Origin of the sequence: Nocardia sp. alder85J, from assembly GCF_020176955.2 — a bacterium.
Taxonomy (GTDB): Bacteria; Actinomycetota; Actinomycetes; order Mycobacteriales; family Mycobacteriaceae; genus Nocardia.
Window position 1 is genome coordinate 21362 of sequence record NZ_JAIUCZ020000006.1, and the last position, 14589, is coordinate 35950.

Below are 14589 nucleotides of genomic sequence, written 5' to 3' on the forward strand. Positions count from 1 at the left end.
GGTGATGAGCGGGCACGAGTGGTCAGGAGCCGGAGGCGGCAGCGGCGCACGGAGACCCGCTGATCCCAGCCCCGCGGCCTCGCAGGACCAGCATCGGCGCGATCCCGATCTGGTTCGCGCCTATGTGCGCACCGGCGGTCGCACCCGCCCCACCCGCGACCTCGATCTGGTGACCCTGGTGGTCGCCGCGCAGGAGGCGGCGCCGGGCGCGAGCCCGGATCTGCGCCGGGTGCTGGGCATCTGTAGTCGCGCGCTGTCCATCGCCGAGGTGGCCGCCTATCTCGACCTGCCACCGTCGGTGGTGAAGATCCTGGCAGCCGATCTGCTGGATTCCGGTCACCTGGTGACCCCGACCCCGGCGGATTCGCTGCCGGAGGTCGCCCTGCTCGAGGAGGTACTCAATGGGCTCCGCGCTCTCGCCGTCTGAGCGAGCCGATGCCCGTGCTGTCGACTATGTCCCGGAAACCGTCACCCGCTCGGTGAAGTTGCTGGTGGCGGGCAATTTCGGGGTCGGCAAGACCACCCTCGTGAACAGCGTCTCCGAGATCCGGCCGTTGCGCACCGAGGAGACCATCACCGAGGCCAGCGTCGGCATCGACGACATGGCGGGCATGCCGTCGAAGGTGACCACCACCGTCGCCATGGATTTCGGACGCATCACCCTCAATCCGCAACTGGCGCTGTACCTTTTCGGCACACCAGGACAGCGGCGCTTCCTGCCGCTGTGGGACGAACTGGCCCGCGGCGCGCTCGGCGCGCTGGTGCTGGTCGACACCCGGCGTATCGACCGGGCCGACGAGGTGCTGTCAGTCCTGGAGGAGCGCGGCACCCCGTACGCCGTCGCCGTCAACGAATTCGAAGGCGCGCAACGCTTTCCGCTGCACGAGATCCGCGATGCGCTCGATCTGGAGCCGCACACCCCGCTCACCTCGCTGGACGCCCGCAATCGGGCCACCTGTCTGCAAGCACTCATCACCCTCGTCGAGTACCTGTTCCACCGTCGTCTGGAGCCCACCCGTTGACCCGTCCCCCCGCCCCCGTCCCGGTGTCGCACGGCTCGCCCGTCGACACCGACGGACCGCGAATTCCCTTGTACGCACCGGAATTCGCCGCCGATCCACACGCCGCCTATCGGGAGATGCGCCGGCGCTTCGGATCGCTGGCGCCGGTGGATCTGGCGCCCGGGATACCGGCGACCCTGGTGATCGGCCACCGGACCGCGGTGCGAATCCTCAACGACCCGGACCACTTCCCGGCCGATCCGCGCATCTGGCAGCGGGGCGTGCCGCCGGACGCGCCGGTGCTGCCGATGCTGGAGTGGCGTCCGAACGCGCTGCGCAGCGCGGGCACCGACCACACCCGTTTCCGGCAGGCCAACGTCGCCGCGATCAACGGCGTCGATCTGCACGCACTGCACAGCACCGTCGAGCAGGCGGCGATCCCGCTGATCAATACCTTCTGCACCACCGGCGCGGTCGAGTTGATCACGCAGTACGCCTATCCGCTGACCTTCGAGGTGCTCAACCGGATGCTCGGCTGCACCCCGGACATCGGCCAGCAGGTCGCGACGGCTATGGCGCTGATGTTCGAGAGTGCCGACACCGAAAAGGTGAACCAGATGATGGTCGCCGCCCTGCTGGAGCTGGTGGGCCGCAAACGCGCCGAGCCCGGTGACGACATCACCACCCGGCTGCTGCAACATCCGGCCCACCTCGACGACACCGAGATGATCCACCAGCTGGTCACCCTGTACGGCGCGGGCATCGAACCGCAGCAGAACCTCATCGTCAATACGCTGCTGCTGATCCTCACCGACGACCGCTTCGCCGGCAGCCTCATCGGCGGCAGCCTGTCCACCCGCGACGCGCTCGACGAGGTGCTGTTCACCGACCCGCCGATGGCCAACTACTGCGTGAGCTACCCGCGGCAGCCGGTCCTCATCGACGACGTGTGGCTGCCCGCCCACCATCCGGTGGTGATCAGCATGTCGGCCGCCAACAACGATCCGGCGCTGGGCGCGCGCGAATTCACCGACAACCGTTCGCATCTGGCGTGGAGCGTGGGCCCGCACGCCTGCCCCGCCCGCTCGGTGGCCTACCTGATCGTGCAGGACGCCATCGATCAGCTGCTCGACGCCCTGCCGGAACTGACGTTGGCCGTCCCCGCCGCCGAATTGACCTGGCGCCCCGGGCCTTTCCATCGGGCCCTGGCCGCGCTGCCGGTCACCTTCCCACCGACTCCGCCCTTGCACGTGTATTAGAGGAGAACCACCCGATGGAGCTACAACCTCTCGTCCTGGATCCCCACGGAACCGATATCCAGGGCGAGGCGCAGCGCCTGCGCGAGCGCGGACCGGTGACCCCGGTGGAGTTGCCCGGCGCCGTGCGCGCCTGGTCGGTGACCGACGCCGAGCTGCTGAAGAAACTGCTGGCGGATCCGCGGGTGTCGAAGGACCCCCGGCAGCACTGGCCGGCCTTCGTCAACGGCGAGATCCCGCAGGACTGGCCGCTGTTCCCGTGGGTGGCGGTGACCAACATGTTCACCGCCTACGGCAACGACCACAAACGGCTGCGGAAGCTGGTGGCCCCGGCCTTCACCCATCGCCGCACCCAGGCGCTGCGGCCGCGGATCGAGGCGATCACCACCGCGCTGCTGGACGCGCTGGCGGCCACGCCGGAGGGTGAGATCGCGGATCTGCGTGAGGGTTTCGCGTATCCGCTGCCGATCCAGGTGATCTCCGAGCTGATGGGCGTTCCGGAGGAGCTGAATCCGGGCCTGCGCGGCTGTGTCGACGGCATCTTCGACACCACGCTCACACCGGAGCAGTCCCAGGCCAACTACATGGAGATGTACCGGATCCTGGGCGAGCTGGTGGCCTATCGCCGCGCGACGCCGGGCGACGACATGACCAGCCTGCTGATCTCGTACCGCGACGAGGAGGACGGCTCGCAGCTCAACGAGCAGGAGCTGGTCGACACGCTGCTACTGGTGATCAGCGCCGGGCACGAGACCACGGTGAACCTGCTCGACCAGGCCGTCTACCTGCTCCTCACCCGCCCCGATCAGCGCGCGAAAGTCGAAGCGGGCGAGGCGAACTGGGAGGACGTGGTCGAGGAGACGCTGCGCTTCGAGGCGCCGGTGGCCTACCTGCCGCTGCGGTACGCCGTCGACCACATCGAACTCGACGGGGTGACGATCGCCAAGGGTGATCCGATCCTGGCCTCCTACGCCGCCACCAATCGCGATCCGAAGGTGCACGGCGAGACCGCGGCGGAGTTCGACGTGAGCCGTACCCGCAAGGACCACTTGGCATTCGGCTACGGCGCCCATCTCTGCCTGGGCGCACCGCTGGCCCGGCTGGAGGCGGCGGTGGCGCTGCCGGCGCTGTTCGCCCGCTTCCCGGACCTGCGGCTCGCGGCGGATCCGGCGGAGCTTGGCACGGTGCCCAGTTTCATCTCCAACGGGCACCGGCGCCTGCCGGTGATTCTGCGATAATCGATGCACACAGCGCGGTGGCCCCGGTCCGGACGACCGGGGCCACCGTCATTTTCGCGAAACCGACACATATGAATAGTTGACGTTTCAGAATGTGGGTGCCGCGGGTCCCCGACCCGCTCGGAAAGGAACAGCGCCATGCGAACTTTCGCTGTCACCCTGCTCGCCGCAGCCCTGCTCACCGGGATGCTCTCGGTCGGCGCGGTCGATGCGACGGCCTCGCCCGCCGTCGTCGCCGCGGTGCCGCTCGCGCCGGAATATCCCGGCGCGGAAGCGATCACGATCGGCACCGGCTCGGGGGGCGCGGTCCCGGCCGCACCGTTCAACCTGCCGAGCGCGCTGGTCACCGGTTCCGCCTCCGAATCGGCCGGACTGCGCTGGCTGGGCTGGTGCTACTCGGTCGGCGCCTGCGCCTGACCACCGGCGTCCGGGACGTCCGAGGGCGGCTCGGCGCGGACACCGTGCAGCGTGGTCAGCAGGGTGTCCAGAATCGGTGACGGCCGCGCGTCGGCGCGCAGCACCGCCGACACCGGCACCCGCAGCGGGCGGCCGGACAACTCGAGCGTCGCGATGCCCTCGGTGGCGCTGTCGGCATAGAGAATCGTCCAGGCATCGGGCCGATTGACCAGTTCCATCGTCGCGGTGTGGTCCGGCGGGATCGGCGGACCGTACGCCGGCCGGCCGGGCAGGTAGGCCGCGCGGACGATGTTGTGCAGCAGGATCTGCTCCTGCTCCGGCGGCAGCAGCAGTGGATAACCACCGAGTTCGCCGAGCGTCACCGCCGGACGCCCGGCCAGCGGGTGCGCCCGCGAGACCGCGATCACCAGGTCCTCCACCCACAGTCGTTCGACGGTCAGACCGGGTTGATCGACACTGCCCCGGATGAGAGCCATGTCACAATCGCCGTCGGCGACCGCGGCGATGCGCTGCCGGAACGGCTTGATGACGAACTCGATCTCGGCCCCCGGATGAGCCGCCCGCGCACCCGCGATCGCCGATAGCGACCGGGTTGCGAAGGACATATTCGCAGCCAGGCGAATTCGCGGACCGGATGCCCGGACAGCAGCGCGGATGGCGGATTCCAGACTCAGCATCTGCTTCGCAAGCGGAAGTAGCCGAGTGGTCGCATCGGTCGGAACCACGGACCTCGTGGAGCGCTCGAAGAGCTGCGTGCCAAGATCATGCTCGAGCCGCGCGATCTGATGACTGATAGCTGATTGCGATATGAAGCACCGCGCGGCCGCCCTGCTGAAGCTGAGCTCCTCGCACACCGCTACGAAGTAGGCGAGCTGCCGCAGTTCCATCGAGATCTCCATTCATGAGCGATCTAGATAAGAGTCATCTAAATTATGCGCCCTGACCCGTGGAACAGCCAGTTTCCGAATCGCGTTTACTAATGAGAGAAGGAGGAGGTCACAGTGGACGAGGATCTGCGGGTCCAGCACAGCATCGAGACCACTGATGTGGTCATCGTAGGGTCGGGCTTCGGCGGACTCGCCGCCGCGAAGCAACTGAGCAAATCGAAGGTGAACTATGTCCTGATCTCGAGCACGCCGGAACACCTGTTCCAGCCACTGCTGTATCAGGTTGCCACGGGCGTGCTGCCCGCCGGCGACATCGCACCGCCGATCGCGGACATCCTGGAGGGTCGCCGGCATCGCAACGCCGATGTGCGGCTGGGCACCGTCGTCGACATCGACGCCGACGCCGCCGTCCTCACATACGAGACACCCGAGGGACCGCGCAAGATCCGGTACTCGTCGTTGATCGCCGCCACGGGTGCCAGCCAGTCCTATTTCGGCCGTGACGATTTCGCCGAGAAGACGTACTCCCTGAAGACCGTCGACGATGCCGAGCGACTGCGCACCCAGATCAAGAGGGTGTTCGACGAGGCCGCGTCGGCAGATCCGGAGACCCGGAAGCGACTGCTGAGCTTCGTGGTGGTGGGTGCGGGCCCGACCGGCGTGGAGGTGGCCGGGCAGCTGAAGGAACTGTCGAAACGGCACTACCACAAGGACGTTTCGGTCACCCTGGTCGAGGGCGCGGGCGCGGTGCTGCCCCCGTTCGGCGGCAGCCTGTCCGAGTACGCGCTGAAGTCGTTGAGCAACAACGGCGTCGACGTGCTGCTGGACACCTTCGTCACCGATATCGACGGTGGCAAGGTGACGGTCAAGAGCAAGGACGGCGTGGAGCGGCTGATCGCCGCCGAGACCGTGGTCTGGTCGGCGGGCGTGCAGGCAGGTGGCTTCGCGAAGCTGCTGGCCGAGGTCACCGGGTGTGCGACCGACCGGGCCGGGCGGCTGCTCATCAACCAGGACTGCACCGCCGGTGGGCACGCCGATATCTACGCCATCGGCGATATGACCTCGCTCAACGGCTATCCGGGCCAGTCGCCGACGGCAATGCAGGAGGGCCGGCACGTCGCCGACATCATCCGCCGCAAGAAGCAGCCCGGCACGCCGTTCCGCTACCGGGACAAGGGTTCCATGGCGGTGATCAGCCGGTTCAGCGCGGTCACCAAGCTCAGCGACAAGGTGAAGTTCACCGGCACGCTGGCCTGGCTCACCTGGCTGGCGGTGCACCTGTTCTATCTGGTCGGATTCCGCAACAGGTTCGTCGCGGTGGCGTCCTGGCTGATCGCCTTCATCGGCACCGGGCGGCCCGGTTTCCAGGAGGCGGACCGGCAGTCCAAGACCGTCCCCAGGGCCGAACAACGCGCGGCATGACCGCCCCCCGGCAGTCGTCGGGACGAATACCGTGAAGCCCTCCGAGGCCGGACAGCCTCGGAGGGCTTCGTGTTGAGCGACTTTCGCACAGCGGCCTAAGCGGCCCTGCCCACCTCCGCATTCGTGGTGGCCATGGCGAAGAACTCCTCGGCCAGTTCGTCCGGGTGGACACGTGGCAGTTCGTTCTGCTCGACCGACGCGAAATGTCCGGAGTCGAACAGGATCTGGGCCGCGCTGCGTTCGATCAGCCTGCTGATGAGCAGACTGCCCACCCGCACCCCACGCTCTCGCACCTGTTCGTCGATCGAGTGCAGGTAGTTGAGCAGCCCGGAACTGGGCACACTCACGCTGGCCAATGCCGCCTGCGGATCCCGCACCGAAATGCCCTGTGCGATGAGCACCGCGCCGGAGCCGCGCTCGACCATGCCGGGCAGCAGCGCGTGCACGATGCGGACCGGGGCCAGCAGATGCAGGGGCAGCCAGGTCCGCAGGGTGTCCACATCCAGGGACAGCGCGTCCACCGGCAGCCGGGCCACGTCGCCCGGACCGTAGAGCACCACATCCGGAACCCCGTGGCGGACCCGGAGTTCCGCGATCGCGGCGTCGAGTTGCGCGTCCTCCACCAGATCGGCGTAGAGCACATCCGCGGTGACACCCTCGGCAATGAGGGTGTCGCGCAACTGTTCCAGCGTGCCCTTGTTCCGTGCGATCAGTGTCACGGCAAAACCGGCTCGCCCGAAGCGGCGAGCAACCGACAGGCCGAGCGCGGGACCGGCGCCGAACAGTGCCAGATGGGGCATGTCTGATCCTTCCAACCTAAATCGAGAGGGTACTCAAGTTGAGTATGCACTCGACTTAGCGGGAAGTCGAGCCGGAGCAGGGCCACGCGTCGCGTTGTTAGGCTGGCTGGATGGTGGATCTCGTGTCGCGGCCGCGCCGCCGCGATGCCCGGGACAACCGGGAGAAGGTGTTGACCGCCGCGCGGCGGCGGTTCGCAGCCGACGGTTTGGACGCGTCACTGAACGCGGTGGCGCGCGAGGCGGGTGTCAGCATCGGCACCTTGTACAACCACTTCCCCACCCGCGACGAATTGATCGATGAGACGCAGTTGGAGCGCGTCGAGGAGTCGGTGCGGAGCGCGGAGGTTGCGCTGGCCGCGGCCGATCCGTGGACCGGGCTCGTGCAGCACCTGATCACGATGGCCGAATTGCAGGCCACGGACCGGGGTTTCACGGACGTCTGCGTGCGCCCGCTGCCCGCGGGCAGCCGGATCGAGCAAGCGAAGCGTCGCGGGCAGGTGCTGTTCCACGAGTTGATCGCCCGGGTCCAGGCGGCCGGTGCACTGCGGCCCGATGTCGATGTCACCGATATCGGGCTGATGCTCTGGTCGGTGGTGCGCGCCACCGACGGTGTGCGGCACCGCGCCCCCGAGGCATGGCGCCGGCACGTGGCGATACTGCTGGACGGCCTGCGTACCGAGGCGGCGCACCCGTTGCCCGGTGCACCGCTGGAGCACGACATCCTGCGGGCGGCCATGGAATCGGATCGGTGAGAATTCGGTAGCGGCCCCGGTCGTTCCGGGACCGCCACGATATCGCTATCTCCGCGGCGCGAGCAGGCCGACAATCCGCTCCAGCATGGTGGTGCCGGATTTCATCTCGTGCCCGAGCGCGGTGACATCCCCGCGCAGGCCCTGGAGTTCGCCGTGCAGGATGCCGAACTCCTCGAGGATGCCCGCATGCCATCGGTCGGCCGCGTCCTCCAACCGCTGCACCCGCGCCTCCATCGGCGATCTGGCCGCGGTCACCCTCAGAGCTCCCCTCGGACACTGAGCCATTCCGGGTAAGGGTGGCTGCGGCGGCTTGACCTGGTGACACGCCGGAACGTGTTGGGGTGCAACGTGAAAGCGCGGAGTGCCTGGTAGAGGTTGTTTCGACCAAGAAGACAACTTCATAGGAACTCCGCGCCCCATGAGTGTGACATACACAGCCGTCCTGCCGGTCTCCGAGCCCACTGTCGAACGCTTGACCAGCCTGCTCGAAACCGAACGCCGTCGCCGGGGCACTCGTGCGGGGCGGCGGGCGCTGTGCTGCTTTGACCAGGCCGTTCTCGTGCTCCGCTGGTTCCTCGACGCTGTTCGTGTCAGCCAGCTCGCCGTCGATCACGGCATCGGTAAATCCACCTGCTACGCCTACCTTCACGAAGGGATCGACGTGCTCGCCGACCAGGCACCCGACCTCGGGCAGGCGTTATGGGAGGCGTATCTGGCTGGGCACGAGCATGTTTCGGTCGATGGCACGCTTATCGAAACCGATCGGATCAGCGAACCCGGACCGACCCTGCGCAAGGGCAGTTCCAGCGGTCGCCGCGTCGATCTGTGGTGGTCCGGCAAACACCGCCACCACGGCGGGAACGTGCAGGTCGTGACGGTGCCCGACGGATTTCCGATCTGGACTTCCGACGTGCGGCCCGGCCGCGAACACGACACCAAAGCGTTGCGTACCCACGAGGGTGTGCATGATGCGTTCACCGGCTGGACCAGCCACGACCTTGCTGTGCTGGGCGATCTCGGCTACGAAGGACAAGCCCCGCTGATCACCACCGCGACCAAGACCCCGGCCGGCGGGACGCTCACCGAGGAACACAAGACCGCCAACAAGGCTCACAACACCCGCAGAGCCCTCGGCGAGCGCGGAAACGCGCTGCTCAAAACCACTTTCAAAGCTCTTCGCCGAGTCACGCTGTGCCCGTGGCGAATCGGCGCCATCACCGCCGCCGCACTGGTACTGCTCCAACTCGAACACCGCCGCACAGCGTGAGCGCCCGACACGCCGCTTACCCGGAATGGCTCACTCTCCACGGGCTCCGGCTCCGGCGCCTTCGCCGGGAGTCGTCCGAGAATCTCCTTCAGCAGCACAGAATGTTCTCGCAGTATCGACGAATGCTCGGCGAGTATCCCCTCGTGAACGCCCATACGAGTATTGATCTGACCGATCTCAGCCTTTACGCCATTGATTTCATATTTGACGTTGGCGACCTCCTCCTTGAGGATATCGACATCGCCCTTGATATAATCGACCTCGGTTTTCAAGCCGCCGACGTCACTGGTCAACCCGCCGAGCTGGCCGTGGACCAGGCGGAACTCGTTCAGGATCTTGTCGGACCGCTCCCCGGACACCGACTCCAGGTCTGCCACCCGGACTTCCAGCCCGCCGATCCGGGTGTCGGTCTCCGTTTTCAGCGCCACCATGTCCTCACGGAGATGCCTGGTATCCCGCTCCAGCTTGAAAAGACGGCCTTCGAAAAATTGCACGAACAACACCCCTTCTCCCCTGCAGCTCTCCCCTGGTTTGAATGAGAGCCTTTTCATCATGACCATCGAAACCCGCACCGGGATTCGAAGACGAACCGTAACTCCCTAGAATTCCGGAGGCCCGATCCCGGTTCGCGCGGCCAATGCTAACAGCACCCCGCACCACTGCCAAGCCCGAAAATATTCACTCGCGTAATTCCGAATATTCGATTCACGCCTTTTCGGCGGCGACCGGAATTTGTACCGCGGCTATCGCCGTCTGCACCTGAGTGCAATCGGCGGTGGTGAGGCCCGCGAGTATGTCCACGACCGCGTCGCGGCAGGCGGTCATCAGGGTCGCGGCGAGGGCGGGGTAGTCGGCGCTGGGATAGAGCTGGTTCTGCACGGTCCAGTAGAGCGCCGCGGCCTTGCGGATGCCGAGGCCACGGATCGTGCGCCCGTTGAAGGTGTCCCCGTCCGTGATCAGGTAGGCGAGCTTGTTGCCGACCCCGCTATTGGTGTGCGCGCCACCGCGGTCCGGGACGCGGTTGTGATCGGAATAGGTCGCCGGGACCCAGCCCGGTCCGCGATAGATCTCCGGCTGATGCCCCGGACCCGTGCTCGGCGACCGCATGTCGCGGATGACCCCCACCTCGGTCCCGTTGCCGACCTTCCAGCGGTCCTTCGGGTCGTGGGGAATCCGCTCGGTGGTGAGTTCGGTGAATTCACCGAAGATGTCGGACATGGACTCGTTGATCGCGCCGGATTCGTTGAGATAGTCCAGGCCGCTGGTCTTCTCGGTGACACCGTGGGTCAGTTCGTGCGCGACGACATCGATGGCCAGCACCGGTGCGCCGATCACGAAGCCCACCCCGTCGGACCAGTAGGCGTTCTGGTAGGGGCAGGTGGTGACACATACCCGGACGACCGCACGCAGCGCTGTGCCGTTGCTGTCGCGGGCGTCGATACCGATGAAGCGGGTGAGATCGTCGAGTCCGGTATAGCGGCGGTAGAACGCGTCGGTATCGCCGATCCAGTCGTAGACCTGGTTCGCGTCGTTCTCGTCGGTCACCGGCGGACCGCCCTCGGTACGTACCACCGGATAACTGCCCACCCCACCGCACGGGATGTCGAGCCGGATCTCGTCGCCGCCGGAATCCGCGTCGCAGATCACCCGCAGCACACTCTCCTCGGTCTTCCAGGCGTCCAGTACGGTCCGGGAATCGGTGGCGGCCACGAACACTCGCCACGCACCGTCACCGACGGCCAGATCGAACCGGTAGGCCGGGCGGGCCGCGTGCTCGCTGCGACCGCTGCCGGACAGGCCCGGGTCGTACCAGGTCGGCGCCTCGGACCGGACCCGCACCGCGGCCGCCTCGGCCTTCGCGAGTTCGGCCGCCTCGGCGAGGGCGGCGCCACGGGCGGCGGCGGTCGGCGCGGCCGCACCGGCCGGGAAGGCCCCCGCGGTCTGCTCGGCCAGCGCCCCGGTGGCCGAGAGCAGCGCACCGTCGGCCTTCAACGCCAGTGCGACACCGCCACCGTAGACGGGGATCGCATCGACGGACTGCGTCAGCCGGACGGTGTTGCCGGTGCCGCGGCGCGATACCCGATCCACCGTGAGTGCCGCCGCCACCCGGGATCCGAACAGTTGCGCGACATCTCCGGCGTGCGCGATGGCCGCGCGACCTGGATCACCGGAAGCGCCGCCCGGCGCGGGCACAGGCGCGTCGAGCACCACCTGGCGCACGGATCCGCCGCTGTTGCGATGAATCGTCTTGGGGCTGTTCAGCAGTGACGGCGCCGGTTGCGCCGTCGCCGTGACAGTGGGCACCGCGAGCAGCGCCGCCACGAGGCCGGCCAGTACCGCGAGCCGGATCGGAACCGCAAGTCGCGCAAGAGCCGTTGATCGCACGAGAAAACCTGGAACGGACATGCCGAAGCCTCCCCTGCCGGGTCGTCATAGCAGAAGCGTATCGAACAGTACTGGTGGGTGCCCCGATTCCCTGGCATCTCGCCTTCGGCCGCGCCCTCGGGCCCGGCCGGCCCCGCTACAGCTTGGCCAGCACCTTCTGCACGGTCAGCCAGGTGCGCGTGGTGATGTCCTTGCCGTACATGGTTTCCAGCCACGCCATGTGATTGGGCGTACTCCCGGCGGTGTTGTCGATGACGGCGAGCACCGCGCGGGCCCCCGGGTCGTAACCGAGAACGTTCACCACCGAGGTCAATTCCTTCGGGAGTGGACGCGACGGCGGGCCCGGATCACCGTCCTTGACGAACGTGACGGTGAGATAGCTGCCGCGGCCGTGGGTGCGGTCCCCGAACGGGGCCGCGTCGACCAGCGCCTGCAACTCGGCCCGGCTGCGCACGAGAGTGCCACCGGCGATGCCGAGTTCGGCCCGCAACGCCTGCTGGATCTGCGACTCCAGGGCGGGCACATCGGTCTCGGTGCAACCGAAGACCAGATTCCCGCTGGTGAGCACCGAACCGACGGCATCGAACCCGAGCCCCGACAGCACACCGCGCAGCTTCTCGCCACGCATGTTCGGATTGGTGGGCATGATCCCGCGGAGCAGAGCGGCGTAGCGAATCATGCGGCCGACCGTACCGGCTGCCACCGACAATCGCCCCCGCCGCGCTCCGGAGAAGGGTGCGGCCCCGGTGGGTGATGTGTGCGCCGCGGCTCAGCCCGCGGCGATCCCGGCCTTCTTGCGCGCGATGTCCGCCAGCGCCGCCTCGTGCCGCGCGCGCTCCGCCGCCGCGTCGTCCCAGGCCTGCTTGCGGTTCTTGACCACCTTGGCCGGCGCCCCCACCGCGATGCCGAAGTCGGGGATGTCGCCGCGCACGACCGCGTGGGCGCCCAGCACACAGCCGCGGCCGACCCGGGTGCCGCGCAGCACCGTCACCTTCGCCGCGATCCAGGTGTCCGGGCCGATCCGGACCGGGCTCTTGACGATGCCCTGATCCTTGATCGGCATCGTGACATCGTCCATGCGATGGTCGAAATCGCAGATGTAGCACCAGTCGGCGACCAGGGTGGACTCACCGATCTCGATGTCGAGGTAGGTGTTCACCACGTTGTCCTTGCCGAACACGACCTTGTCGCCGATGCGCAGCGAGCCCTCGTGGCAGCGGATGGCGTTGCCGTCGCCGATGTGCACCCACCGGCCGATCTCCATGCGGCCCAGTTCGGGCGTCGCGTGCACCTCCACGCGCTTGCCCAGGAACACCATGCCGCGCAGAACGATGTGCGGATTGGCCAGCCGGAACTTCGCCAGCCGCCAGTAGCGGACCAGGTACCAGGGCGTGTACGCCCGATTGGCGAGCACCCACCGCAGCGACGCCACCGTCAGGAATCGGGCCTGTTCCGGATCCCGCCGACGTGAACCCCGCCACCGTGCGCGCAACGGTGCGCCCCACATGCTCGTCACGAACTGCTCCTCGTGTCCCTCGGGCGACTGTATCTTGATCCGCGGCGTCCTTCCCGCGGTGTCGGCCGTGAGCTATCAGGGTACGTTCGCCACACCCGCGAACGCGCCCCGCCCTCGTGGCCGCCCGGAAATCCGGCGAACCGGCGCCGGGGTGAGGCAGGCGGCCGCGGTGTCGGCCGGGAGGACTAGTGTCATGCAGGCCCGTACCAGCAGAGGGAGCACAGTCAGGTGCGTAACAGCAGCCGGCGACCCGAGCACAGCGAGCACGACCGGCGTGCAGGGGATGCCGAAGAACCGAGCGCGGCCCGGATTCGGCCGTCGGTGTGGCGCGGGAGTGTCCGCGCGGCCGCGCTGAGCGCGATCGGCCTGCTGGCCCTCACCGCGTGCAGCGGCGGCCGGGAGGATCTGTCGGTGGGCCCCGGCACGGGGTGGCCCTCGGCGTTCCACGATTCCCGCAACAGCGCCACCAGTCCGGTCTCCGGTTCACGACATCTCACCCTCAGCTGGTCGCGGCCGGTCGGCGGCCCGATCACGTCGGCCACCACCGTGAGTTCGGACGGGCAGCTGTTCGTCACCACGCGCACCGGCAACGACTGCACCGGCAATCCGGGTCTCACCGGTTCGGTCTTCTCGTTCCAGATGCTCACCGGCCGTAAGCGTTTCTGCAATGTGCTGGGGCCGGACGCGATCGCGACCACCTCCTCGGTCGACGGCGCCGCCAATGTCTACCTCGGGGACAACGGCGGGGTGAACTCGTTCACCCAGATGGGGCAGCCGCGCTGGCGCACCCCGGTCGCCGGGGTGCCGGTGTCCGTGCAGTTCACCGGCGACGGCCGGGTGCTCACCGTCAGTCAGCTCGGCCAGGTCGACGTGCTCGACCGGCAGACCGGCGACCGGGTGGCGTCCACCTATCAGCTGCTGGGCGAGCCCGACTACATGAAGCTGCCCGATCTGCCGCGCCCGCCGGACGGCCAGGGTATCGACGACTGCACCTTCGGCTGGCCGCACTGTCCCGTCGCGAACGTGTCGGCGGTCGACCAGGGTTCGGGCCGGTTCTACGTGACGGTGTGGCGGCCGGGGTCGGCGACGGCATCGCTGGTGGCCCTGCGCTACGCGGACAAGGTGATCCGCCAGGACTGGAGCGCCGACCTGCTGACCGACGGCAGCGCCACCAGCCCCACGCTGTCCGCCGACGGCAAGACCGTCTACGTGGGCGACAACGGCGGCGCCCTGCTCGCCCTCGACGCCGGTGACGGCCATCGGAAATGGGTGCAGCCCTTGGGCTTCGCGCCGATGGGCGCGATCTCCGCCGCCGACGGCCTGCTCATCCCCGGCGGCGACGACGGCCACCTGGTGGCGCTGCGCGACCACGGCGACAACGTAGAGATCGCCTGGGAGCGCAAGGATCTCCAGCTGCGCGGCCGCCCGGTGCAGACCGGGGGCGACACCGGCTACGTGGTCGCCTCCATCGGCACCGGGCTCAACCTGGTCACCTTCGACACCCACACCGGCGCCACCGTCGCCTCCGCGGTCCTGCCCGACGCCCAGGGCACCACGGTGGGCACCGCGATCGGCGCCAGGGGCGAGGTCGTGGTCACCACCCGAATCGGCGAGGTATACGCCTTCAAACCGGAGGCGTAGCCGTACC

General features: G+C 68.0%; 16 protein-coding genes. 10 read left to right on the top strand and 6 right to left on the bottom strand.

The genetic code is table 11. From position 1 onward, the window contains the following. The first annotated feature begins 4 nt into the window (after window positions 1-4). The 5 genes from LBW94_RS23200 to LBW94_RS23220 all read left to right on the top strand — a co-directional run bounded on the left by LBW94_RS23200 (window position 5) and on the right by LBW94_RS23220 (window position 3912). The gene (locus LBW94_RS23200; RefSeq protein ID WP_225059379.1) at window positions 5-427 is read left to right on the top strand and encodes a DUF742 domain-containing protein; all 423 of its coding nucleotides are present in this window, start codon (window positions 5-7) and stop codon (window positions 425-427) included. Then, window positions 402-1022, top strand: a complete 621-nt coding sequence (locus LBW94_RS23205; RefSeq protein WP_225059378.1) for a GTP-binding protein — start codon at window positions 402-404, stop codon at window positions 1020-1022. The genes LBW94_RS23200 and LBW94_RS23205 overlap by 26 nt, the downstream gene beginning before the upstream one ends. Beyond that, window positions 1019-2260, top strand: a complete 1242-nt coding sequence (locus tag LBW94_RS23210; protein WP_225059377.1) for a cytochrome P450 — start codon at window positions 1019-1021, stop codon at window positions 2258-2260. Before LBW94_RS23205 ends, LBW94_RS23210 begins: the two co-directional genes overlap by 4 nt. A gap of 14 nt (window positions 2261-2274) precedes the next feature. Beyond that, window positions 2275-3495, top strand: coding sequence for a cytochrome P450 family protein (locus tag LBW94_RS23215; RefSeq protein ID WP_225059376.1), 1221 nt, complete (start codon window positions 2275-2277; stop codon window positions 3493-3495). Window positions 3496-3633: 138 nt separating this feature from the next. Further along, window positions 3634-3912, top strand: coding sequence for a hypothetical protein (locus LBW94_RS23220; RefSeq protein ID WP_225059375.1), 279 nt, complete (start codon window positions 3634-3636; stop codon window positions 3910-3912). On the opposite strand, the gene LBW94_RS23225 is transcribed toward LBW94_RS23220, so the two are convergent. Beyond that, window positions 3888-4799 (bottom strand): LysR family transcriptional regulator, encoded by a 912-nt coding sequence (locus LBW94_RS23225; protein WP_225059374.1) that lies wholly within the window; start codon window positions 4797-4799, stop codon window positions 3888-3890. The two genes, LBW94_RS23220 and LBW94_RS23225, sit on opposite strands and share 25 nt — an antisense overlap. Window positions 4800-4913: 114 nt before the next feature. Between LBW94_RS23225 and LBW94_RS23230 the strand changes: the two genes are divergently transcribed. Then, window positions 4914-6221, top strand: a complete 1308-nt coding sequence (locus LBW94_RS23230) for an NAD(P)/FAD-dependent oxidoreductase (protein WP_225059373.1) — start codon at window positions 4914-4916, stop codon at window positions 6219-6221. A 95-nt stretch (window positions 6222-6316) separates the two neighbouring features. Here LBW94_RS23230 and LBW94_RS23235 read toward each other — a convergent pair whose 3' ends face one another. After that, window positions 6317-7021 carry an SDR family NAD(P)-dependent oxidoreductase gene (locus tag LBW94_RS23235; protein ID WP_225059372.1) on the bottom strand — a complete coding sequence of 235 codons (705 nt, stop codon included), beginning with the start codon at window positions 7019-7021 and terminating at the stop codon, window positions 6317-6319. 110 nt (window positions 7022-7131) lie between these two features. On the opposite strand from LBW94_RS23235, the gene LBW94_RS23240 reads away from it, so the two are divergent. Next, the gene (locus LBW94_RS23240; protein ID WP_225059371.1) at window positions 7132-7773 is read left to right on the top strand and encodes a TetR/AcrR family transcriptional regulator; all 642 of its coding nucleotides are present in this window, start codon (window positions 7132-7134) and stop codon (window positions 7771-7773) included. A 45-nt stretch (window positions 7774-7818) separates the two neighbouring features. Here the strand turns inward: LBW94_RS23240 and LBW94_RS23245 are convergent, their stop codons facing one another. After that, window positions 7819-8028 (bottom strand): hypothetical protein, encoded by a 210-nt coding sequence (locus LBW94_RS23245; RefSeq protein WP_225059370.1) that lies wholly within the window; start codon window positions 8026-8028, stop codon window positions 7819-7821. A 163-nt stretch (window positions 8029-8191) separates the two neighbouring features. Here LBW94_RS23245 and LBW94_RS23250 point away from each other — a divergent pair, with 163 nt between their 5' ends. Continuing rightward, the gene (locus LBW94_RS23250; protein WP_225062831.1) at window positions 8192-9040 is read left to right on the top strand and encodes a transposase family protein; all 849 of its coding nucleotides are present in this window, start codon (window positions 8192-8194) and stop codon (window positions 9038-9040) included. Between the two features lie 122 nt (window positions 9041-9162). Next, entirely contained in the window at window positions 9163-9579 is a 417-nt protein-coding gene (locus LBW94_RS23255; protein ID WP_225062481.1) for a hypothetical protein, read from the top strand. Between the two features lie 166 nt (window positions 9580-9745). On the opposite strand, the gene LBW94_RS23260 is transcribed toward LBW94_RS23255, so the two are convergent. From LBW94_RS23260 to LBW94_RS23270, 3 genes are all read right to left on the bottom strand, one after another. Beyond that, on the bottom strand, window positions 9746-11425 hold the full coding sequence (locus LBW94_RS23260; RefSeq protein ID WP_225062482.1) for a M4 family metallopeptidase: 1680 nt from the start codon (window positions 11423-11425) through the stop codon (window positions 9746-9748). 136 nt (window positions 11426-11561) lie between these two features. Beyond that, window positions 11562-12104, bottom strand: a complete 543-nt coding sequence (locus tag LBW94_RS23265; protein ID WP_225062483.1) for a DUF1697 domain-containing protein — start codon at window positions 12102-12104, stop codon at window positions 11562-11564. Between the two features lie 90 nt (window positions 12105-12194). Beyond that, window positions 12195-12932, bottom strand: a complete 738-nt coding sequence (locus LBW94_RS23270; RefSeq protein WP_225062498.1) for an acyltransferase — start codon at window positions 12930-12932, stop codon at window positions 12195-12197. A gap of 237 nt (window positions 12933-13169) precedes the next feature. On the opposite strand from LBW94_RS23270, the gene LBW94_RS23275 reads away from it, so the two are divergent. After that, window positions 13170-14582, top strand: coding sequence for a PQQ-binding-like beta-propeller repeat protein (locus tag LBW94_RS23275; RefSeq protein WP_225062484.1), 1413 nt, complete (start codon window positions 13170-13172; stop codon window positions 14580-14582). Window positions 14583-14589: the final 7 nt, after the last annotated feature.

Excerpts from the sequence above, each read along its gene's own strand:
- LBW94_RS23220 (WP_225059375.1), top strand. The coding sequence starts at position 3,634 with ATGCGAACTTTCGCTGTCACCCTGCTCGCCGCAGCCCTGCTCACCGGG.
- LBW94_RS23265 (WP_225062483.1), bottom strand. The coding sequence starts at position 12,104 with ATGATTCGCTACGCCGCTCTGCTCCGCGGGATCATGCCCACCAATCCG.
- LBW94_RS23200 (WP_225059379.1), top strand. The coding sequence starts at position 5 with ATGAGCGGGCACGAGTGGTCAGGAGCCGGAGGCGGCAGCGGCGCACGG.
- LBW94_RS23240 (WP_225059371.1), top strand. The coding sequence starts at position 7,132 with ATGGTGGATCTCGTGTCGCGGCCGCGCCGCCGCGATGCCCGGGACAAC.
- LBW94_RS23255 (WP_225062481.1), top strand. The coding sequence starts at position 9,163 with ATGCTCGGCGAGTATCCCCTCGTGAACGCCCATACGAGTATTGATCTG.
- LBW94_RS23250 (WP_225062831.1), top strand. The coding sequence starts at position 8,192 with ATGAGTGTGACATACACAGCCGTCCTGCCGGTCTCCGAGCCCACTGTC.
- LBW94_RS23225 (WP_225059374.1), bottom strand. The coding sequence starts at position 4,799 with ATGGAACTGCGGCAGCTCGCCTACTTCGTAGCGGTGTGCGAGGAGCTC.
- LBW94_RS23235 (WP_225059372.1), bottom strand. The coding sequence starts at position 7,021 with ATGCCCCATCTGGCACTGTTCGGCGCCGGTCCCGCGCTCGGCCTGTCG.
- LBW94_RS23205 (WP_225059378.1), top strand. The coding sequence starts at position 402 with ATGGGCTCCGCGCTCTCGCCGTCTGAGCGAGCCGATGCCCGTGCTGTC.
- LBW94_RS23215 (WP_225059376.1), top strand. The coding sequence starts at position 2,275 with ATGGAGCTACAACCTCTCGTCCTGGATCCCCACGGAACCGATATCCAG.
- LBW94_RS23270 (WP_225062498.1), bottom strand. The coding sequence starts at position 12,932 with ATGTGGGGCGCACCGTTGCGCGCACGGTGGCGGGGTTCACGTCGGCGG.